This is a genomic window from Cupriavidus sp. 01L43 (assembly GCF_056399925.1).
Map to the genome: position 1 here is coordinate 36,612 of NZ_JBFTSH010000016.1, position 18,979 is coordinate 55,590.

The 18,979-nt window shown below is 68.4% G+C and carries 18 protein-coding genes; 6 read left to right on the plus strand and 12 right to left on the minus strand.

The window, feature by feature from the left end; all coding sequences use genetic code 11:
- Positions 1 to 273: 273 nt before the first annotated feature.
- From AC1DP9_RS22130 to AC1DP9_RS22145, 4 genes are all read left to right on the plus strand, one after another.
- Positions 274 to 1,155 carry a c-type cytochrome gene (locus AC1DP9_RS22130; protein WP_092298237.1) on the plus strand — a complete coding sequence of 294 codons (882 nt, stop codon included), beginning with the start codon at positions 274 to 276 and terminating at the stop codon, positions 1,153 to 1,155.
- Between the two features lie 220 nt (positions 1,156 to 1,375).
- The gene (locus AC1DP9_RS22135; RefSeq protein WP_092298240.1) at positions 1,376 to 1,834 is read left to right on the plus strand and encodes a (2Fe-2S)-binding protein; all 459 of its coding nucleotides are present in this window, start codon (positions 1,376 to 1,378) and stop codon (positions 1,832 to 1,834) included.
- Between the two features lie 13 nt (positions 1,835 to 1,847).
- Complete coding sequence (locus AC1DP9_RS22140; protein WP_477108506.1) at positions 1,848 to 4,106, plus strand: xanthine dehydrogenase family protein molybdopterin-binding subunit; 2,259 nt, start codon at positions 1,848 to 1,850, stop codon at positions 4,104 to 4,106.
- Positions 4,107 to 4,290: 184 nt separating this feature from the next.
- Positions 4,291 to 4,575, plus strand: a complete 285-nt coding sequence (locus AC1DP9_RS22145; RefSeq protein WP_477108507.1) for a winged helix-turn-helix domain-containing protein — start codon at positions 4,291 to 4,293, stop codon at positions 4,573 to 4,575.
- Here the strand turns inward: AC1DP9_RS22145 and AC1DP9_RS22150 are convergent.
- Positions 4,572 to 5,405 carry a DUF1653 domain-containing protein gene (locus AC1DP9_RS22150; protein ID WP_477108541.1) on the minus strand — a complete coding sequence of 278 codons (834 nt, stop codon included), beginning with the start codon at positions 5,403 to 5,405 and terminating at the stop codon, positions 4,572 to 4,574. The two genes, AC1DP9_RS22145 and AC1DP9_RS22150, sit on opposite strands and share 4 nt — an antisense overlap.
- 257 nt (positions 5,406 to 5,662) lie before the next feature.
- Between AC1DP9_RS22150 and groES the strand changes: the two genes are divergently transcribed.
- Entirely contained in the window at positions 5,663 to 5,953 is a 291-nt protein-coding gene (groES, locus tag AC1DP9_RS22155) for a co-chaperone GroES (protein WP_008644494.1), read from the plus strand.
- A gap of 37 nt (positions 5,954 to 5,990) precedes the next feature.
- Positions 5,991 to 7,634 (plus strand): chaperonin GroEL, encoded by a 1,644-nt coding sequence (gene groL, locus AC1DP9_RS22160; RefSeq protein WP_092298252.1) that lies wholly within the window; start codon positions 5,991 to 5,993, stop codon positions 7,632 to 7,634.
- A gap of 116 nt (positions 7,635 to 7,750) precedes the next feature.
- On the opposite strand, the gene AC1DP9_RS22165 is transcribed toward groL, so the two are convergent.
- The 11 genes from AC1DP9_RS22165 to cpaB form a co-directional block, all read right to left on the minus strand.
- Positions 7,751 to 8,539, minus strand: a complete 789-nt coding sequence (locus AC1DP9_RS22165) for a metallophosphoesterase (RefSeq protein WP_092298255.1) — start codon at positions 8,537 to 8,539, stop codon at positions 7,751 to 7,753.
- Between the two features lie 130 nt (positions 8,540 to 8,669).
- Entirely contained in the window at positions 8,670 to 9,986 is a 1,317-nt protein-coding gene (locus tag AC1DP9_RS22170) for a vWA domain-containing protein (RefSeq protein WP_477108508.1), read from the minus strand.
- Between the two features lie 19 nt (positions 9,987 to 10,005).
- Entirely contained in the window at positions 10,006 to 10,668 is a 663-nt protein-coding gene (locus AC1DP9_RS22175) for a TadE family protein (protein WP_477108509.1), read from the minus strand.
- Complete coding sequence (locus AC1DP9_RS22180) at positions 10,668 to 11,141, minus strand: TadE/TadG family type IV pilus assembly protein (protein ID WP_477108510.1); 474 nt, start codon at positions 11,139 to 11,141, stop codon at positions 10,668 to 10,670. The genes AC1DP9_RS22175 and AC1DP9_RS22180 overlap by 1 nt, the downstream gene beginning before the upstream one ends.
- Positions 11,142 to 11,179: 38 nt before the next feature.
- Positions 11,180 to 12,136: a type II secretion system F family protein gene (locus tag AC1DP9_RS22185; protein WP_477108511.1), complete on the minus strand. Its 957-nt coding sequence runs from the start codon at positions 12,134 to 12,136 to the stop codon at positions 11,180 to 11,182.
- 50 nt (positions 12,137 to 12,186) lie between these two features.
- Positions 12,187 to 13,164 carry a type II secretion system F family protein gene (locus AC1DP9_RS22190; RefSeq protein ID WP_477108512.1) on the minus strand — a complete coding sequence of 326 codons (978 nt, stop codon included), beginning with the start codon at positions 13,162 to 13,164 and terminating at the stop codon, positions 12,187 to 12,189.
- Positions 13,165 to 13,189: 25 nt separating this feature from the next.
- Entirely contained in the window at positions 13,190 to 14,563 is a 1,374-nt protein-coding gene (locus AC1DP9_RS22195) for a CpaF family protein (protein ID WP_477108513.1), read from the minus strand.
- Between the two features lie 18 nt (positions 14,564 to 14,581).
- Complete coding sequence (locus AC1DP9_RS22200; protein ID WP_477108514.1) at positions 14,582 to 15,805, minus strand: CpaE/TadZ family protein; 1,224 nt, start codon at positions 15,803 to 15,805, stop codon at positions 14,582 to 14,584.
- A 28-nt stretch (positions 15,806 to 15,833) separates the two neighbouring features.
- Positions 15,834 to 16,130: a hypothetical protein gene (locus tag AC1DP9_RS22205; protein WP_477108515.1), complete on the minus strand. Its 297-nt coding sequence runs from the start codon at positions 16,128 to 16,130 to the stop codon at positions 15,834 to 15,836.
- A 35-nt stretch (positions 16,131 to 16,165) separates the two neighbouring features.
- Positions 16,166 to 18,013, minus strand: coding sequence for a type II and III secretion system protein family protein (locus AC1DP9_RS22210; RefSeq protein WP_477108516.1), 1,848 nt, complete (start codon positions 18,011 to 18,013; stop codon positions 16,166 to 16,168).
- A 43-nt stretch (positions 18,014 to 18,056) separates the two neighbouring features.
- Positions 18,057 to 18,908 carry a Flp pilus assembly protein CpaB gene (gene cpaB, locus AC1DP9_RS22215; protein WP_477108517.1) on the minus strand — a complete coding sequence of 284 codons (852 nt, stop codon included), beginning with the start codon at positions 18,906 to 18,908 and terminating at the stop codon, positions 18,057 to 18,059.
- Between the last annotated feature and the right edge of the window lie 71 nt (positions 18,909 to 18,979).

Consider the following 18,979-nt stretch of genomic DNA (forward strand, 5'->3'; position numbering starts at 1 on the left):
CGGCGGGTGCCGGTGCAACGGTCGCACCCCTGCCCAGCGTATGGCGCAATGTAGTCGTTCTGCGGGGCGGACGAGCCCCGAGATACGGGGCATGGCGGGGCGTTGTTGGGGCTGGCGCTCGGGCGCATTTTTTGGTAGGGGGTGGGGAAGACCCGATGCCGCGGGCGGTCGGCGTCTGTATCATCGCGCACAGAATCCGCGCCCCGATCCGGCTGCAATCAGGCCGGGGCGGGCCGCGCGGCGGCCGTGCCTCCGCCACGGAGAGGGGAACCCATGGATATTGCGCGATTCTTCCGCATCGCCAGTTCGGCGTCGATTACCTTCGTTGTCGTGGTGGTGGTGGCCGTGGGCAGTACCTATTGGTGGGGCGGACGCAAGCTCGCGCGGACCGTGAAGGTCAACGTGACCCCGGTGACGATTCCCACCGACACCGCCGCCATCGCCCATGGCAAATATCTCTACGAATCGCGCGGCTGCATGGACTGCCACGGCGCCAAGGGCGCCGGCAAGCAGGTCTTCGACGAGCCCAACGGCCTGCGCGTGCGGGCGCCGGACATCACCCAGGCCAACCCCGACGTCGCCAAATACCGCCCGGAGGACTGGGACCGCGCCATCCGCCACGGCGTGGCGCCAACGGGCCGGCCGCTGCTGATCATGCCGAGCGAGGATTACAACCGGCTTTCAAACGAGGACTTCGGCGCGCTGGTGGCCTACGTGCGCAGCCTGCCGCCGGCCAACGGGCAGCCGGCCGAAGTGCGCTTCCCGTGGTTCGCGCAGGGGCTGTACGGCGCGGGCGTGATCCGGGACGCCGCCGAGAAGATCAACCATGACCTGCCGCCCGCGCCGGCGATTGCCGCCGCGGTGACGCCGGCCTATGGCCAGTACATGGCCAATGCCTGCATGGGCTGCCATGGCGGCGACCTGCGCGGCGGCCATATCCCCGGCGCGCCGCCCGACTGGCCGCCGGCCGCCGACCTGCGCCCGAACGGCGTGATGAAGCGCTACCCCCAGCCGGACCAGTTCGTCGCCATGATGCGCACCGGCAAGCGGCCCGACGGCACCGACGTCAGCCGGGTCATGCCGTTCTCGTCGTTCGCCAAGATGAACGACACCGACCTCAACGCGCTGCATCTCTATTTGTCCGCGACTAAATAGAAGGGGCGCTACTTAATTAGCAGGGCCCAGAAACTTCCGTTTCGCCCCATCCCGGTGCACGCCAACCCGTGTGCGTAGGGCGGCGCACGTTTCTCGAATTTGTTCTATCCTCCGTGGGCGCCGCCGGGTGGCCAGGGATCCCGTGCCACGTTGCTTGCCAACGAGCCCGGCGGTGCGATGCAAGAAGACTAAGGGCAACGCACCCAAGGAGTTCCCCGCAATGACTACCCTCACCCTCAACGGCAAGACCGTGGACGTGGACGCCGATCCGTCCACGCCACTGCTCTGGGCCCTGCGCGACAACCTCGGCATGACCGGCACCAAGTTCGGCTGCGGCATGGCTGCCTGCGGCGCCTGCACGGTCCACATCAACGGTCAGGCCACGCGTAGCTGCGTGATGCCGATTTCGGCCGTGGCCGGCAGCAAGGTCGGCACCATCGAATCGATGCCGGACGACAAGATCGGCCGCGCCGTGCTCGACGCCTGGCTGCGCCACGACGTGGCCCAGTGCGGCTACTGCCAGAACGGGCAGGTAATGAGCGCCGTGGGCCTGCTGCGCAGCAAGCCGCGCCCCACCGACGCCGACATCGACCAGGCCATGGCTGGCAACATCTGCCGCTGTGGCACCTATCAACGGATTCGCGCGGCCATCAAGGATGCCGCCCGGGCCATCGCCTGAGCGGGGAATCATCATGCGAATTCGTGGCATTGAAGCACTGGCCGGCGGCAGCGGCGCGCCGGTGAGCGAGGCGTCCGCGCCGGCAGAAGGCATCGCCCCGCTCTCGCGGCGCAGCTTCCTGAAGCTGGGCGGGCTGGCTGGCGGCGGGCTGGCGATCGGCATCGGCGGGCTCAGCGCGGTTGCGCAGGCCCAGGAAGGCGCCCCCAAGGCGCCGTCCGCGCCGCAGGCGTTCCTGATCATCGGCCCGGACAACACCGTGACGGTGGCCGTGAACCGGCTCGAGTTCGGCCAGGGCGTGCACACGGCCCTGCCGATGGCGCTGGCCGAGGAACTGGATGTGGACTGGAAGAACGTGCGCGCGGTGCTGGCCCCGGCCGGCGACGCGTACAAGGACCCGGCCTTCGGCATCCAGATCACCGGGGGCTCCACGGCCCTGAACCACTCGTTCCAGCAGTATCGTGAGCTGGGCGCGCGCGCCCGGGCGATGCTGATCTCGGCGGCGGCCCAGCAGTGGAAGGTGGACCCGGCGAGCTGCAGCACGTCGCTGGGCGTGGTCACCTCCGGCAGCCATCGCGCGACGTATGGCGAGCTGGCCAACGCCGCCATGGGCCTGCCCGTGCCGGCGCAGGTCACGCTCAAGGACCCGGCGCAGTTCCGCATCGTCGGCAAGCCCACGCCGCGCCTGGATTCGGCGGCCAAGCTGCACGGCGACGCCGTGTTCGGCATCGACACCCGGCTCAAGGACATGGTCGTGGCCGTGGTGGCCCGCCCGCCGCGCTTTGGCGGCAAGGTCAAGACGTTCAACGCCGACCGCGCGCGCAAGATCAAGGGCGTGGTCGATGTGATGCTGGTGCCCGTGGACCGTGGCGGCACCGGCGTGGCCGTGGTGGCCGATGGCTACTGGCCCGCCAAGACCGCGCGCGAGGCGCTGGAGATCGTCTGGGAAGACACCGGCTCGACGGTGAGCACCGCCGCGCTGTTCGACCAGTACAGCAAGCTGGCCACGCAGCCGGGCACGGTGGCCAGGCCGCTCGAGGGGATAGACGCCTCGCTCAAGGGCGCGGCGAAGGTCATCGACGCCGAATACCGCCTGCCGTACCTGGCCCACGCGCCGATGGAGCCGCTCAACTGCACCATGCAGGCCGAGGTGGCCGGCAACAAGGCCACGGCGGTGAAGGTGTGGGTGGGCTCGCAGTTCCAGACCGTCGACCAGGCCGCCATCGCCCGCACGCTGGGGCTGGCGCCGGAGAAGGTCACGCTGAACACGATGATGGCTGGCGGCGGCTTCGGCCGGCGCGCGGTGCCGACCTCGGACTATCTGGTGGAAGCCGCCAATGTGCTGCGCACGTGGGTCGGCAACGGCCACACCGAGCCGCTCAAGGTGATGTGGAGCCGCGAGGACGACATCAAGGGCGGCTACTACCGGCCGCTGCACGTGCACCGCGCGCGCATCGGCGTGGACGCCAAGGGCGCCGTGGTGGGCTGGCAGCACACCATCGTCGGCCAGTCCATCGTCAGCGGCACGCCGTTCGAGTCGATGATGGTCAAGAACGGCGTGGACGTGACGATGACTGAGGGCATCGTCGAGAACGACTACGACGTGCCGCTGCAACTGGCCGTGCATCATCCGAAGGTGGACGTGCCGGTGCTCTGGTGGCGCTCGGTGGGCAACACGCACACGGGCTTCGTCAAGGAAACGCTGGCCGACGAGATGGCTACCGCCGCCAGGCAGGACCCGGTGGCGTGGCGCCTGGCCCGGCTGGACCCGCAAAAGCACGCCCGGCACCGCGCCGCGCTGCAACTGGCGGTGGACAAGTCCGGCTACGGCAAGAAGAAGCTGCCGAAGGGGCATGCCTGGGGCGTGGCCGTGCACGAGTCGTTCGGCTCGGTGGTGGCCTATGTGGTGGACGTGTCGGTGGTCAAGGGTGAGCCGCGCGTGCACCGCGTGACCGCCGGCGTGCACGCGAACCGCGTGGTCAATCCGCTCTCGGCCGAGGCGCAGATCCAGGGCGGCTGCGTGTTCGGGCTGTCGATGACCCGGCCCGGGTTTGCCATCGAGATCGAGAACGGCGCGGTGAAGAACAGCAACTTCCCCGACTACCCGCCGCCCCGCATGCCGGACGCCCCGCAGGTGGACGTGTTCTTCGTCCCCTCGCAGGACAACCCGACCGGCCTCGGGGAACCGGGCGTGCCGGCCATCGCGCCGGCAGTGGCCAACGCGCTGTTCCGGCTCACCGGCAAGCGCCAGCGCCAGTTGCCGTTCGTGGTCTGAGGCGGGTTGGCCGCGTCGGCCCGGCTGGTCCGGGCCGTCCGCATTGTCCAGGTTAGGCCCCGCAGTTAGGTCTATTTCGCCCCGCTTCCCGTGCCAACGGGGGCGGGACGAATGCCGTCGAGGCTTGCGTTTGCCGCGTTACCGCGCTACAAACCACTGCATACACGACGACACGGGGTTGGACATGGCCACTCAGGAAAGCGCGCTGACGTTTGCGCTGCTCGCCGTGCCCGCGCGCGCGGCCATCTGCCGCGCCTTGCTCGAGGCCGGCGATGACGGCCTGCCGGCCGACCAGCTCGCCCAGCTTGCCGGGCTCACCCTCCATCGCGCGGCCCATCATTTCGGCGAGATGGTGCAGGCCGACGTACTCGTCCTCGTGATTCGTGACCGCCGAGTCGGCTATGTGCTCAAGGCGCGCCGCGAGGTGCGCGAGGCGCTGGGCTACCTCGACAGCAGCGGACTCGACTAAGCCCGGGGCAGGGCGGCCGCGATCCGGGCGATGTTGTCGCGCGCGGGTTGCTCGGCATCGGCAAAGGCGGGCGTCAGGAACAGGCGCTCGCGCTGCGCCAGCGTAGTGAGGAAGCCCACGCGGCGTGCCATGAAGGCCGCGTGCAGCGCCGCGCCGGCCAGCCCGGTGCGGCGGGCCAGCAGCGCGCGGTTCTCCTCGAACACGGCTTGCGTATAGGCGTCGAACGCCTCGGCGGGGGCCGCCAGCCGGTACAGGTCCAGATCGAGCACTGTGGCCGCGTCGGGCGCGGTCGGCGTGTGCGCGCGGGTGTCCAGCACGATCTGCATGGCCTGGCGCAGCACGTCGGCATCCACATCCCCCACCATGGTTTCGATCAACGCCGCCGAGGCGGCCTCGTTGTGCTCGCAGCCGGGCACGTACACCGCGTCATGGAACAGCACCGCCAGCGCCTGCGCCGGGTTCAGCGCGAGGCCCCGGGCGTGCGCCACCTCGAACATCTCGAGCACATGGGTGCGGTCGTGGTAGCGGCGATAGGGCGCCTCATAGAGCGCCAGCGCCTGGAGCACGGTCTGGCGCGGCAGGAAGTCCAGGCAGGCCAGCGCGGCCGGCCAGTCCGGCGCGAAGCGGGGCATCTCGCCGGCGTCGGTCCGCACCGGCTCGGTGAAGACTTCCGCCGTGCGCACCCACAGGATCGAGCGGTCGCGCATGGACTCGTAGACCACCACGGGCGCCAGGTCGGCCTCGAAGCGGCCCAGGCCGGTCACACGGTAGGCGCCGCCCTTGTAGTGGCGGTAAGGCATGCCCGGCACAAGGTCCGGGTCGTTCGGCATCGGTATCGACTTCGGAATGGGATTCGCCAAGATATAGACTCCACGGTTGCGGCGGATCATAAGCCATAGGGTAAACCCTTGTGTAGGGAAACCCCGTATTCAGCCCCTGTCTTGAAAACGACAACCCTCGTCCCTATAATTAGCACTCCCCGGGGGTGAGTGCTAACAGAGCCCTTGCGGTACCCGAAAACCGTTGGCCGTYGCCTTCAGACGGCCATTTGTGAATCAAAACTCACTTTTTGTACCTAGGAGTCCGTATGAACCTGCGTCCTCTGCACGACCGTGTGATCGTGAAGCGTCTGGACAATGAAACCAAGACCGCATCCGGCATCGTGATTCCCGACAATGCTGCCGAGAAGCCCGATCAAGGCGAAGTCCTCGCCATCGGCCCCGGCAAGAAGGATGACAAGGGCAACAACATTGCCCTCGACGTCAAGGTGGGTGACCGCGTGCTGTTCGGCAAGTATGCCGGCCAAGGCGTGAAGGTGGATGGCCAGGAACTGCTGGTCATGCGCGAAGAAGACATCATGGCCGTGGTCAACAAGTAATCCACGCGTCACTCGTACAGATCAGGAGAAACAGAACATGGCAGCAAAAGACGTAGTGTTCGGCGACGCCGCCCGTGCCAAGATGGTCGAAGGCGTGAACATTCTCGCCAACGCAGTGAAGGTGACCCTGGGCCCGAAGGGTCGCAACGTGGTGCTGGAGCGCAGCTTCGGCGGCCCGACCGTGACCAAGGACGGCGTGTCCGTGGCCAAGGAAATCGAACTGAAGGACAAGCTCCAGAACATGGGCGCGCAGATGGTCAAGGAAGTGGCTTCCAAGACCAGCGACAACGCCGGTGACGGTACCACCACCGCTACCGTGCTGGCCCAGTCGATCGTCCGCGAAGGCATGAAGTTCGTTGCCGCCGGCATGAACCCGATGGACCTGAAGCGCGGCATCGACAAGGCTGTCGGCGCTGCCGTGGAAGAGCTGAAGAAGCTGTCCAAGCCCACCACCACCAGCAAGGAAATCGCCCAGGTTGGCGCGATCTCGGCCAACAGCGACGCCTCGATCGGCGAGCGCATTGCCGAAGCCATGGACAAGGTTGGCAAGGAAGGCGTGATCACCGTGGAAGACGGCAAGTCGCTGGCCGACGAGCTGGAAGTCGTGGAAGGCATGCAGTTCGACCGCGGCTACCTGTCGCCGTACTTCATCAACAACCCGGAAAAGCAGGTTGTTGCCCTGGACAGCCCGTTCGTCCTGCTGTTCGACAAGAAGGTGTCGAACATCCGTGACCTGCTGCCGGTGCTGGAGCAAGTGGCCAAGGCTGGCCGTCCGCTGCTGATCATCGCCGAAGACGTCGAGGGCGAAGCCCTGGCAACGCTGGTGGTGAACAACATCCGTGGCATCCTGAAGACCGCCGCCGTGAAGGCCCCGGGCTTCGGCGACCGCCGCAAGGCCATGCTGGAAGACATCGCCATCCTGACCGGCGGTACCGTGATCGCCGAGGAAATCGGCCTGACGCTGGAAAAGGCGACCCTGAACGACCTGGGCCAAGCCAAGCGCATCGAGATCGGCAAGGAAAACACGATCATCATCGACGGCGCCGGCGACGGCTCGGCCATCGAAGGCCGTGTGAAGCAGATCCGCGCCCAGATCGAAGAAGCCACTTCGGACTACGACCGTGAAAAGCTGCAAGAGCGCGTGGCCAAGCTGGCCGGCGGTGTTGCCGTGATCAAGGTTGGCGCTGCCACCGAAGTCGAAATGAAGGAAAAGAAGGCACGCGTGGAAGACGCGCTGCACGCCACCCGCGCTGCCGTGGAAGAAGGCATCGTCCCCGGCGGTGGTGTGGCCCTGCTGCGCGCCCGCGCTGCGATCTCGGGTCTGCAAGGCGAGAACGCCGACCAGAACGCCGGTATCAAGATCGTGCTGCGCGCCATGGAAGAACCGCTGCGCCAGATCGTGCTGAACGCTGGTGAAGAGGCTTCGGTCGTGGTGGCCAAGGTGATCGAAGGCAACGGTAACTACGGTTACAACGCTGCCTCGGGCGAGTACGGCGACCTGGTGCAAATGGGCGTGCTGGACCCGACCAAGGTGACCCGCACCGCGCTGCAAAACGCCGCTTCGGTTGCTTCGCTGATGCTGACCACGGACTGCGCCGTGGCTGAATCGCCGAAGGAAGAGTCGGCTCCGGCCATGCCGGGCGGCATGGGCGGCATGGGCGGCATGGACGGCATGATGTAAATCACGCCGGACCAGACGAGGCCTCCGGGCTTCGTCAACGTCTGAAAAAACCCCCGCGGGCGAAAGCGCGCGGGGGTTTTTGTTTTGGGGGCGGAGGGGGCGGAGGGGGCGGGGGTCTAGATCTCCACCACCCGCCCCCAATCAAACACCGGGTTCTCCGGGTTGCCTGTTCGTCTCGATATATACCCGCGCGGGTTGCAGACTACGCGGGACTGGTCGATCCAGTAGTCGAAGCTGGTGTGGGTGTGGCCGTGGATCCAGAGGTCGGCTTGGGCTACGAGGTCGGGGCGGCGGGAGAGGAAGCCGGCGGAGACGATGTCGTGGGCGTAGCGGGGGTCCAGGCTGCCGAGGTCGGGGCCGTGGTGGGTGACGACCACGGTCTTGCCGTCGAAGGGTTCGGCCAGGGTGTCCGTCAGCCAGGCGGTGGCGGCGCGGTGGCGGGCCAGGGCGTCGGCGGGGGTGTAGGGGCGATGCTGGCCGGCCTCGTCGGTGGTTTCGATCAGCCGGTGGTCCACCACCACGCGGGCGCAGGCCTGCATGGCGTCGTCGATGCGGTCGGTGCCGTAGAGGCAGTAGTCGGTCCACCAGGTGGTGCCGATCACGCGCACCGGGCGGCCGTCGCCATCGGCGTACTCGGCCACGGCGCCGTTGAGCAGCGCCACGTTGGGCGCCGCCTCCGCCGCTTCGGCCATCAGGCGGTCCACGGTGTCGAAGTTGTTCTCGTAGTACTCATGGTTGCCAGGCACGTAGACCACGGGCACGTCGAAGGTGCGGGCGGCCCAGTCGATGCCGTCGCGGCCGTTGGCGATGTCGCCGGCCAGGATCACGAGGTCCGCCGCGCACGCGGGGATCGCGTCGGTCTGGTTGTGCTCCAGGTGGATGTCGCTGAGGATGCGCAACTTCATGGGGGCTCCCGGGGACGGGCGGCGCGGGCCGCGGGCGCCTTGATTCTCCCACGATCCGGGCCGCGCGCGCATCCCCCGGAGGCAATCCCCCGGGGGCGCGGGCCCCCGCTCGGCAAACCGGGCTCCGGCGCTACTTGGAGATGCGCAGGATTTCCGAGGCCAGCTTGGCGAAGCATGGCCGCAGATCGTTGACGGTGGCGGCAAAGCAGTAGATGCCGGTGGGCTGGTTCGTGTTGTAGCGCGTGGCGTCGCTGGTGTTGGCGATGTTCTTCAGCAGGTTCTGGTCGAGATCGCCGTTGCTGCCCAAGCCCAGCGTGAACACGTAGACACCCTGCGCGCGCAGCGACGAGGCCATCGCCATCGGCACGTTGGTGGCGGCGTTGTAGACATTGGTGTAGGCGATGTTCTTGTTGTTCGATGCCGACGTCACCGTGTTGGGCTGGCTGCCGACGATCAGGAACTCCGTATCCGTGGCGTTGTGGGCGTTGTAGTACTGGGGCATGTTCTTGGGCAGTTCGTTGCCCCGGAGGGTGTCGGCATTGCAACTCCCGCTGAGCGTGTCGTCCTGGACGTCGATCTTGTAGTAGCCGGTCACGTCATTGCCGGTGGCCGTGATGCCGCCGGTACAGGTGCTGCCGCCGGCGGTCTTGTACGCCGCCGCCAGCGTGTTGGGGTTGCCATCGGAGAAGAACACCACCACGCGCAGGCTGGAGCGGTTCAACTGGGCAATGCTGTTGAGCTGGGCGCGCGCCTGCCAGAGTCCCTCGGCATAGTTGGTGTTGCCGCCGTAGTTGAGCTTGGTGATCTTGGTCTGCATGGCGGGGCGGTCGAAGCCACGCTGCGACGTGCGGATGGCGACGTCCACTTCCGCGCCGGACGAGAAGTGCACCAGGCCCACCCGGTCCGTGGACGGGCTGAACTGGTTCAGGAAGCTGTTGGCGTTGGTGCGCACGGTGCTCCAGACGTCCTTCATCGACCCGGAAGAATCGATCACGAACACCATGTCCAGGTCCTTGCGGATCGATGTGGACGAGGCGGCCACCGCCACGTCATGGAAGCCCAGCACCTTCAGCAGCGTCAGCGGCATGGTGGCGGAGGCCGAGACGCCGATCGTCACCTTGCCCTGCTCGAACGTCACGCTGGGCGTGTCCAGCGAGGGCGTGCCGTGCAGGTAGCCGTTGGGGAAGTTGGCGTTGAAGAAGTCCGTGGCGGCCTGGCGCGCGGCGGCGGTCTGCTCCGCCTGCGTGGTGCCGTTGGTCACGGCGCGCGCGGCGGCCACCGCGGCGGCGTCGACGGCGGCATTGAGGCGCGCGCGCGTCATGTAGGCCATGCCGGTGTCGATGGCGAGCCCGGCCGTGCCGAGCAGCCCGATCATCAGCGCGCCGGCGATGATCGTGATCTGACCGCGCTGGAACTTCTGGTGCATGCGTTGCGGTCTGTGGGTCATGGCGCCTCCCTGCCGTGGCTCAGAACGTCGTGGACGAATAGAGGTTCGGACCAATCGTGGGCATCTTGAGCGTGCCCATCGTCAGGCCCTGGAAAAGCATGTTGAAGCTGTACCAGGACTCCACCACGTAGACCACCTGGCCATCGGTGAGCTTGCCGGTCATGGCATTGGCCGTGGGGGATCCCGTGCCGGGCGAGGGCAGGTTCTTGCAGGCGCCGTCGCTGCTGCCGTAGCTGCCGCAGCCGTAGACCTTGCTGGGTGGCGCGCTGCCGCCGAGGCTCCAGCCATCGGTCCAGCGGGTTTGCTCCAGCACGATGTTGCGGACTGTGCAATTTGTGCCGCTTTTGTTGCAGTTCTCGGCATTGCCCATGAGCTTGGTGATGTAGATCATGCCGCGCTGGCCCATGTTGAGCGGCGGCGTGGTCTGGGCCAGCGAGTCCATGATGACCTGCGGCAGTTGCGGGCTGCGCGAGGCCAGGCTGGCGCCTTCGCGGGTCAGGTTGACGAGGATCAGATTGGCCTGGATGGCCCGGCCGAAGTCGATCACCGGCAGCGTCAGGAAGATGAAGATCGGCAGCAGGATGGCGAACTCGATGGTGGCGATGCCGCGCGGCGCCGTGCGTGCCGTCCGGCGGGAACTCGGGCGGGAATTCGGGCGGAGGGGGGAGTGGGCGCGGGTCATCAGAAGGCCTCGTTGCGCATGGTGGCGGCCACGCTGAAGCGGTACTTGCCGCCGTTGGACTGGTAGAACGCGGCCACGATCGGGGTGATCAGCGGCCAGTTGCAGGTCACCTGGATCACTACGATGTCCCCCGCGCTGCCGAACATCCCCGCGCCGTTGGGCTGCGAGGTGCCGTTGACCCACGTCGTCACCTGTGCGCCGGACCGGTCGAAGATGCCGTGGGAGCTGTCGTGGATTTTCTCGAGCACCGCGCGGTAGCGCTGCGGCGCGCTGGCGTTGGGGTCGAGCGCGTTCTGGCCGGTCACGGCGTAGCGCGCGCCCTCGCGCACGGCATGCTGCATGGTCACGGTGGCCCACATCATGGCGCTGAAGTCGACGACGGAGAACAGCAGGAGGAAGAACAGCGGCGCCACCAGCGCGAACTCCACGGCGCTGGCGCCGCGCTGGCGGGGGATGGACCGGTTGCGGAGCATGGTGTGTCTCCCGGTGGAGTGTGGGCTCGCCGGCCGGTTCAGCCGGACTGGCCCATCATGAAGGGCATCAGCGAGCGGTAGAACTGCAGGGCGGGCGAGCCCAGCAGCACCACCATCAGCGACGGGAAGATGAAGAAGATCAGCGGGAACAGCAGCTTCACGGCGATCTTGGCGGCGGTCTCCTCGGCGCGCTGGCGGCGCTTGGTGCGCAGCGTATCGGCCTGCACGCGCAGCGATTYGGCAATGCTGGTGCCGAAGCGGTCCGCCTGGATCAGCATGCTGACCAGCATGTCCACGTCTTCCACGGCGGTGCGCAGCGCCAGGTTGCGCAGTGCCTTCTCGCGCGAGAGCCCGGCGCGCAGTTCCAGCACCAGCAGTTCCAGCTCCTCGCCCAGCGCGCTGCGCTCCGCGCGCAGTTCCTCCACCACCTTGAGCAGTGCGGCGTCCATGGCGAGCCCCGCCTCCACGCAGACCGTGATCAGGTCGAGCGCGTCCGGAAAGGCCTCGAAGATCTGCCGCCGGCGGGTGCGCACGCAGTGGCGCAGGGCCAGGTCCGGCAGGTAGAAGCCGGCGATGGCCACCGCGAGCAGCGCCACCGGCAGCAGGCGGGGGTTGTCTTCGCTCAGCACGCCGCCAGTGGCCAGGAACAGCGCGGCGGGGAAGAGCAGCGCCAGCGCGGTCTTGGCGGCGAAGTAGACCGGGATGGCGGCCGGATTGCGCCAGCCGGCGTTCATGAAGCGCGTGCGCAGCGCCGAGTTGTTCCAGCCCTCGCTCGGCAGGGCCAGCCGGGCGAGCGGCCGGGAGACCCGGGCCATGCGTTGCAGCCACTCCTCCTGCAGCACCACGGGCGTGCCGCCCTCCGCGCGCGTGGATTGCGTGGCCTGGGAGATGCGGCGGCGCACGGCACGCGGCTGGAACAGCAGCATCGCGGCCAGCGCAGCCCCGAAGGCCAGCACGAAGGTCAGCACCAGGATGGCGATTTGCTCGAATTTCATGTCAGCTCCCCTTCGTCCCGCGTTGGTCCTGCTTTGTACGGCTTGGCGCCTCAGATATGAATCCGCACGATGCGCCGCATCCACATCAGCCCGAGCGCCATCAGCGCCAGCGCGTAGCCCACGATCCACGGCCCCACCGGGTCCTCGACCAGCGGATCGAGGAACTCGGGATTGACCAGGTACATCGCCCCGGCCACCGCGAACGGCAGCAGCGACAGGATGATCCCGGACAGTCGCCCCTCGGCAGACAGCACGCGCACCTGGCCCATCAGCTTCATGCGCTCGCGGATGATGTGGCTGACGTTGCCCAGGATCTCGGCGAGGTTGCCCCCCGACTCGCGCTGGATCAGCACGGCGATGACCAGGTAGCGCAGGTCGGGCAGTGGCGCACGCTCGGCCAGCGCGCCCAGCGCGTCGTGCATCGACGCCCCGTAGTTGATTTCGTCGAAGGTGGTGCGGAACTCCGCGCCGAGCGGATCAGGCAACTCGTCGCCGGCCATGTCGAGCGCGCTCGAGAACGAGTGCCCGGCCCGTAGCGCGCGGCTGATCAGGTCGGCCGCCTCGGGCAGCTGGGTCTCGATGCGCTGCAGCCGGCGCGTGCGGCTGCGGTTGACGTACCACGCGGGCACCGCCAGCCAGCAACACGCCACCACGGCCACCGGCATCTCGGGCAGCTCGATCGCCCGGGCCACCACCGCCAGCGCCACGGGCGGGATGCACGTCATCGCCAGCAGCGTGGATACCTTCCAGCGCAGCCCCGATTGCATCAGCCAGCGCTCCAGCGCATGGCTGTGCGGCAGCCGGTTCAGCAGGGCGGTGAGCAGGGGCGAGCGCGCCAGCGCGTGCGCCTTCATGATCGACGCCTCCGCGTCCTCCTGCCACGGCGTCTCGGTGACCGCGCGCAGGCGCCGGCCATAGCGCCGGGCGGCCGCGCTGTGGCGGCGCATCCACCACTGGTAGCCCACCGTGATCGCTGTCACGATGGCGACGAACAGGCAAAGCGCGAAGCCGATGAGGTTCTGGTCCATGGCGGTCCCCGGGGGTTCTCAGGCGTCAAACGTCGTAGCGCACGGAGGGCTCGTACAGCCGGTCGGGCACGGTCAGGCCGAAGGCCTGCAGGCGGTCGGAGAAGTGTGGCCGCACGCCGGTGGCGCAGAAGTGGCCCTTGACCCGGCCCTCCGCATCCACGCCGGTGCGGCGGAAGGTGAAGATCTCCTGCATGTTCACCACGTCGCTCTCCATGCCGGTGACTTCCTGGATGCTCAGCAGCCGGCGCCGCCCATCCGTCAGCCGGGACACCTGGAGGATCACCGTAATGGCCGAGGTGATCTGCTGGCGCATGGTGCGCGGCGGCAGCGCCAGGCCCGCCATGCTGACCATGTTCTCCAGCCGCGTCAGGGCGTCTCGGGGGCTGTTGGCGTGGATGGTGGCCAGGGAGCCCTCATGGCCGGTGTTCATGGCGTGGAGCATGTCCAGCGCCTCGGCACCGCGCACTTCGCCCAGGATGATGCGGTCCGGGCGCATGCGCAGCGCGTTGCGCACCAGCGAGCGCTGCGTGATCTCGCCCCGGCCCTCGATGTTGGGTGGGCGCGTTTCCAGCCGCAGCACATGGTCCTGCCGCAGTTGCAGCTCCGCCGCGTCCTCGATCGTCACCATGCGCTCCGTAGCGGGGATGAAGCCCGACAGGATGTTCAGCATGGTGGTCTTGCCGCTGCCCGTGCCGCCCGAGATCAGGATGTTGAGCTTGGCCTTGACCATGGCCTCGATCAGCTGCGCCATCGGCGGCGTGAGCGTCTGCAGCTCCACCAGGTCCTTCACCTGCAGCGGGTTCACGGAGAAGCGGCGGATGGAGAGCAGCGGGCCATCCACGGCGGAGGGCGGAATGATGGCGTTGATCCGCGAGCCGTCCGGCAAGCGCGCATCCACCATCGGGCTCGATTCGTCGATGCGCCGCCCCACGCGCGAGACCATCTTGTCGATCACCTTCATCAGGTGGGCATCGTCCTGGAAGGTCACGTCGGTCAGCTCCAGCTTGCCGCGCCGCTCCACATAGACCTTGCTGGCCGTGTTGACCAGGATGTCGGAGATGGTGGGATCGGCCAGCAGCGGCTCCAGCGGGCCATAGCCGAGCATCTCGTCGCGCACATCGGTCACCAGCCGCCGGCGTTCGGACTCGTTGATGGGGATGTTCCGCTCGTCGATCAGATGCTCGACCTGCGCGGCCAGCTCGCGCTTGATCTGCTCGGGCGTCAGGCGCTGGAGCTTCTCCAGTTCCACGCGCTCGATGATGGCGGCGTGGATGTCCATCTTCAGTTGCTGGTAGGCCGCGCTCGCGGTCTGGGTGCCGCCGCCGGCCGCCACGCGGTCCGCCACGCGCTCCGTGACGGATTCGCCGGCCTTCTCGAACAGTTGTGCGCGCAGGGACATGTCGGTTCTCCGCTGGGGTTAGGCGTGCTTGCCTGCCGGCAGCACCGGGGCGGGGTGGCTGCCTGAATCAGTCTGGGCCGCGCGCTGGCCGAGCCAGCGGGACAGCAGGCCAGCCTCCCGGCGCGTGGCGTCCGGGAAGACGGCATCGACCATATGGGTCAGCGCGCGCGCCATCGTGCTGCGCGGTGCCAGCTGCAGCACCGGAACGCCCTGGTTGGCAGCCTCGCGCGCGGTGCGGGCATCGGCGGGCAGGGTGTGCGCCACCCGCATCCCCAGGGTGTCTTCCAGCGTGCGCTGGGCGATCGGGGCGTGCTTGTCGAACTGGTTGACCAGCAGTTGCAGCCGCTCCGTGGCATAGCCGAGCGAATGGAAGATCTCCGTCATGTGGCGCCCGGCGCGCAGGTAGGGCAGCGCGAGCTGCACCACGGGCACGATGGTCTCGCTGTGGTCGAGCACCATGATCGACGAGGGATTGATCTCCTGGCCGACATCGAACACCACGACGTCGTACACCGGCCGGGCGAGGTCCAGGATGCGCTCCAGGTGGGCCGCCTTGATGTCGCCGGCCTTGACCGGGTCGCCGGCGCCGGCCAGTACATCGAGCATGGGATGGGCGTGCAGCGTGCAGGCATCGAGCAGGGCCAGGTCCAGGCGGTCGATCTGCTGGCAGATGTCCGGGAGGGTGGCCGGCGGCGCCTTGTCCGTGACCACGAAGGCGGCATCGCCGAACTGCTGCACGAGGTCTACCAGCAGCACGCGCTTGTTGCGGAGCGCGGCCACTGCGGCGGCGAAGTTGGCGGCAGCGAAGGTCGTGCCGCTGCCGCCCTTGCAGGACGTGAAGGCGATGGTGCGGGCCAGCGTCTCGCCGACTTGTGCGCGGGTGTCCAGCCGCGCCAGCTCGTCATTGAACTCGCGCGGGTCGAGCGGCCAGCGCAGCACGCTGCGCACGCCCATGCGCATGGCGCGCATCAGCAGCTCGGCGGTGGGCTGCGGCGTGACCAGGATGCACGGCACGTCGCCATCGGGAAAGCGCTGGCGCAGGCGGTCCAGCACCTCGGTGTCGAATTCATCGGCCTGCAGGACGAGGAAGTCGGATGTGTGGATCAGGCCGGCCATGGCCAGCGCCTTGCCGGGTTCCACGCAGACCAGCTGGGGCTGGCGGCGCGTATCGGCCTGTTGCGCCAGGGCCAGCAGCTGGCGTGCGCGCGTGTCGTCGGCCGCGACCAGTATGAGCTTTGCCATCTCGATTCTCCGTTCTGCGTTGCCGGGTTCAGGGCGCGGACGAGGCCGTGCCTACGCCCACCACGTAGGCGTTGCCGTCCGGCTGCGGGTTGCGGTACGACTGGCCGTAGCGGTCCATCGCCGCCGTGGCCGCGCGGGCATCGACGCCGGTCACCGGGTCCGTGTTGGCCGAGGCATTTGGGTTGAGCGTCTGCATCATCCGCACGGTGCGCACGGCATCGCCGAACTGGGCGTCCCAGACGGGCGAGGTGCTCATGCAGCCGGCGCAGGCGAGGGCGGCGGCCATGGCCAGCGCGGTTCGGGCGAGGCGGGAGGGTTGGATCATGATGGTCCCCTGTCTGGGTGCATGCGTGGCGCGGATCATTGAAGGGCGCTGCCGACGACCGTGGCAGCGGTGATGGCGCTGGTCGTGGCGGGCGGCGAGGGTGCCAGTGCGGCGGTCGGCACGAACCCGCCGCTCGCGGGCTGCGTCGGGTCGGCCGGGGCGGGCACGATGGAGGTGGTGGGCCGGACCGGGGCGAGGGGGGTGGCCGGGGCGATGGGCGCCGCAGCCGGTGTGGCCGGTGCAGCCTGCGGCATCGGGGCGCCGACCGGCGCGAGGTTGTCCGGCGCGCGGCGCGGGTGGCCTTCCATATTGCCGTTGATGAAGACTTCGCCCGGCGTGGCAGGGCCGAAGGAATCGGTCGGCATCGGGTAGTTGGCCGGCAGCGGCTTCACCAGGCGCGGCGTGACGATGAACAGCAGCTCGCTGCGGTCCTGCTGGAAGTTCGTGCTGCGGAACAGGTTGCCCAGGATCGGCAGCTCGCCCGCGCCCGGCAGGGCCTTCAGGCTGCCCGTGACGTTGCTCTTGATCAGGCCGCCGATGGCGAAGCTCTGACCGTCCATCACCTGCAGCGTGGTGGAGGCGCGCCGCGTGGTGATCAGCGGCAGGATGGTCGAGCCGGACAGGTTGGGCGCGGTGAGCGCCACGCCGGTCGGCGAGAGTTCCGACACCTCCGGCGCCACCTTCAGGTTGATGCGGCCGTTGGCCAGCACCGTGGGCGTGAACTTCAAGCCCACGCCGAAGGTTTCCTCCTGCAGCACGATGGTGGCCACCCCGCCGAAGGACGACTGCGGCACCGGGATGAACACCTTGCCGCCCGCCAGGAAGCTCGCCTCCTGCCCGCTGATGGCCATCAGGTTCGGCTCGGCCAGCACCTTGACCAGGCTGTCGCCCTTCTGCGCATCGATCTGGAACGCCAGCGGCAGGTTGTTGCTCTTCATGCCGGTGAGCACGCCGGCGCCGCCCGAGAGGAAGTTGGCCAGCAGGCCGAAGCTCCAGCTGCCGAAGGCGCCGTTGAGGTTGGCCGCCGCGCCGAGCTGGTCGATCAGCGTCTTGCTGACTTCGGCCACTTTCACCTCGAGCATCACCTGCTGCGGCGCGTCCACGGTCATCATGTTGATGATGCGCGCGCTGCGCATGGGCATGCCGTTGCCCTGGTTGGCGTTGGCCGAGACGGGCATCATCGCGCCGCCCATGTTCATCGGCATGCCGGGCGCGCCCACGTTGGCCGGCGTGCCCAGCGGCTGCTGGGGCGCCTGCAGCGGGCTGCGGGTCTGGCGCATCACGAAGGCGTTGGCGATGTCCATCACCTTCTGCGCGGTGGTCGAGTCCGGCACGTTGCCGCTGAGCACGAGGCTGTCGGCGGCGGAGGAGACCCGCACGCCGCGTGCCTCGGGCATCAGCGAGTGCAGCGAGGCCTGCAGGCCGCCGGGGTCGGCGCCGACCGTGACATCGATGATGGTGCAGCGGCCAGTGCGGCCCTGCACGATCATGTTGGTGGTGCCGACATCGAGCCCCAGCAGGTAGAGCGTCTGCGGGGAGACCAGCATGGCCTGCACCACGCTCGGATTGYCCAGGGTGCGTGTGCGCACCGGCTCGGGCAGTTGCAGCATGCGGGACTTGCCCACCGGCACCGTGACCTGTTCGGCCTCGGCCGCCGCGCCCACGCAGCTTGGGCCGCGGCTGGTGTTGTTGTCCGCGGCGGGCGGGGCGGCGGCGGCCGCGCCGATGGTCAGCTGGATCGGCCCCGTGGCGGCGATGCGCGTGGGCTGACTGGCCTGCACATCGTCGGCCGCCTGCACCTGGGCGCTGGCCAGCCAGACGCTGGTGATGGCCAGCGTGGAGAGGGCCGTGGTGCGCAACGCGCGGTGATGATTGGCTTTCATGATCGGTTTCCCCGGTGGGTGTGTCCTGGCGCCGCGTGCGGGCTCAGAAGCACTCCATGTCCTGTTTCATGCCGCTGATGACGCCGACGCAGTTGGTCTGGAGTTTTTGGGCGGCGATGCGCTGGATCACCTGCACTGCCTTGACCACCGGCGCCACGGGCGCGGCGGCCTGCACCACCGGCTCGTTGAGCAGGCTGCGCTTGGTGGCGCCGGCGGTGTCCACCGGCCGTGCTTCCACCTGGTTGCGCAGCACCAGCGAGAGCGAGCCCACGCTGCGCGCCAGGTCCAGCTTCTCGGCTTCCTGCGGGGAGACTTCCAGCGTCACGGCGTTCACCACCTTGGGCTTGGTCTCGTCGCGGTTCACCTCCTGCGCCACCGCCAGCACCAGGATCTTCTCGAGCACGATCTTCGAGATCGACTGCTCGGCCTGCGGCCCGGCATCGCCCTTGGCGGCGTCCTTCTGCGTGTTGACGATGATGTCGACGAAGCTGCCCGGCAGCGCGAAGCCCGCCACGCCCACCACGTCGTTGACCCGCACCGTGATGGCGCGCTTGCCTTCGGCGATCACGGCCGAGAGGCCGCCCTTGGTGCCCATCGGCGTGAGCTTGGCTTCCAGGATCGGCTCGCCGCGCATCACGCTGGCCTTGGTGACGCGCCCGTCGATGGCTTTGAGGTCCGAGAGCACGCCGGCCGGCAGGCTTTCGCGCGGCCAGTCGACCAGCTTGACGAACTCGGGCGCCAGACGCTGGCCGAGGTTGATGTCGGTGGTGGCCACGGCCACCTTGACCGTGGTGTCGGCGCTCTGCTGCATCATCCAGCGCGAGGCCATGACCACCGCAGCCAGCCCGGCGAGGGCGGCCACCAGCAACATCAGCAGGGTGCGTACGTTTCTCATTTCAGGGTCCTCCCGGTTTCAAGGCGCGCCGGCTCCCCTGGCGGTCCCGGGGGGCGGGACGCCATGGCAGA

Bases quoted from the DNA above. Each gene is read 5' to 3' on its own strand.
- AC1DP9_RS22130 (WP_092298237.1), top strand. From the start codon at position 274: ATGGATATTGCGCGATTCTTCCGCATCGCCAGTTCGGCGTCGATTACC.
- AC1DP9_RS22135 (WP_092298240.1), top strand. From the start codon at position 1,376: ATGACTACCCTCACCCTCAACGGCAAGACCGTGGACGTGGACGCCGAT.
- AC1DP9_RS22140 (WP_477108506.1), top strand. From the start codon at position 1,848: ATGCGAATTCGTGGCATTGAAGCACTGGCCGGCGGCAGCGGCGCGCCG.
- AC1DP9_RS22145 (WP_477108507.1), top strand. From the start codon at position 4,291: ATGGCCACTCAGGAAAGCGCGCTGACGTTTGCGCTGCTCGCCGTGCCC.
- AC1DP9_RS22150 (WP_477108541.1), bottom strand. From the start codon at position 5,405: ATGCCGAACGACCCGGACCTTGTGCCGGGCATGCCTTACCGCCACTAC.
- groES (WP_008644494.1), top strand. From the start codon at position 5,663: ATGAACCTGCGTCCTCTGCACGACCGTGTGATCGTGAAGCGTCTGGAC.
- groL (WP_092298252.1), top strand. From the start codon at position 5,991: ATGGCAGCAAAAGACGTAGTGTTCGGCGACGCCGCCCGTGCCAAGATG.
- AC1DP9_RS22165 (WP_092298255.1), bottom strand. From the start codon at position 8,539: ATGAAGTTGCGCATCCTCAGCGACATCCACCTGGAGCACAACCAGACC.
- AC1DP9_RS22170 (WP_477108508.1), bottom strand. From the start codon at position 9,986: ATGACCCACAGACCGCAACGCATGCACCAGAAGTTCCAGCGCGGTCAG.
- AC1DP9_RS22175 (WP_477108509.1), bottom strand. From the start codon at position 10,668: ATGACCCGCGCCCACTCCCCCCTCCGCCCGAATTCCCGCCCGAGTTCC.
- AC1DP9_RS22180 (WP_477108510.1), bottom strand. From the start codon at position 11,141: ATGCTCCGCAACCGGTCCATCCCCCGCCAGCGCGGCGCCAGCGCCGTG.
- AC1DP9_RS22190 (WP_477108512.1), bottom strand. From the start codon at position 13,164: ATGGACCAGAACCTCATCGGCTTCGCGCTTTGCCTGTTCGTCGCCATC.
- AC1DP9_RS22195 (WP_477108513.1), bottom strand. From the start codon at position 14,563: ATGTCCCTGCGCGCACAACTGTTCGAGAAGGCCGGCGAATCCGTCACG.
- AC1DP9_RS22200 (WP_477108514.1), bottom strand. From the start codon at position 15,805: ATGGCAAAGCTCATACTGGTCGCGGCCGACGACACGCGCGCACGCCAG.
- AC1DP9_RS22205 (WP_477108515.1), bottom strand. From the start codon at position 16,130: ATGATCCAACCCTCCCGCCTCGCCCGAACCGCGCTGGCCATGGCCGCC.
- cpaB (WP_477108517.1), bottom strand. From the start codon at position 18,908: ATGAGAAACGTACGCACCCTGCTGATGTTGCTGGTGGCCGCCCTCGCC.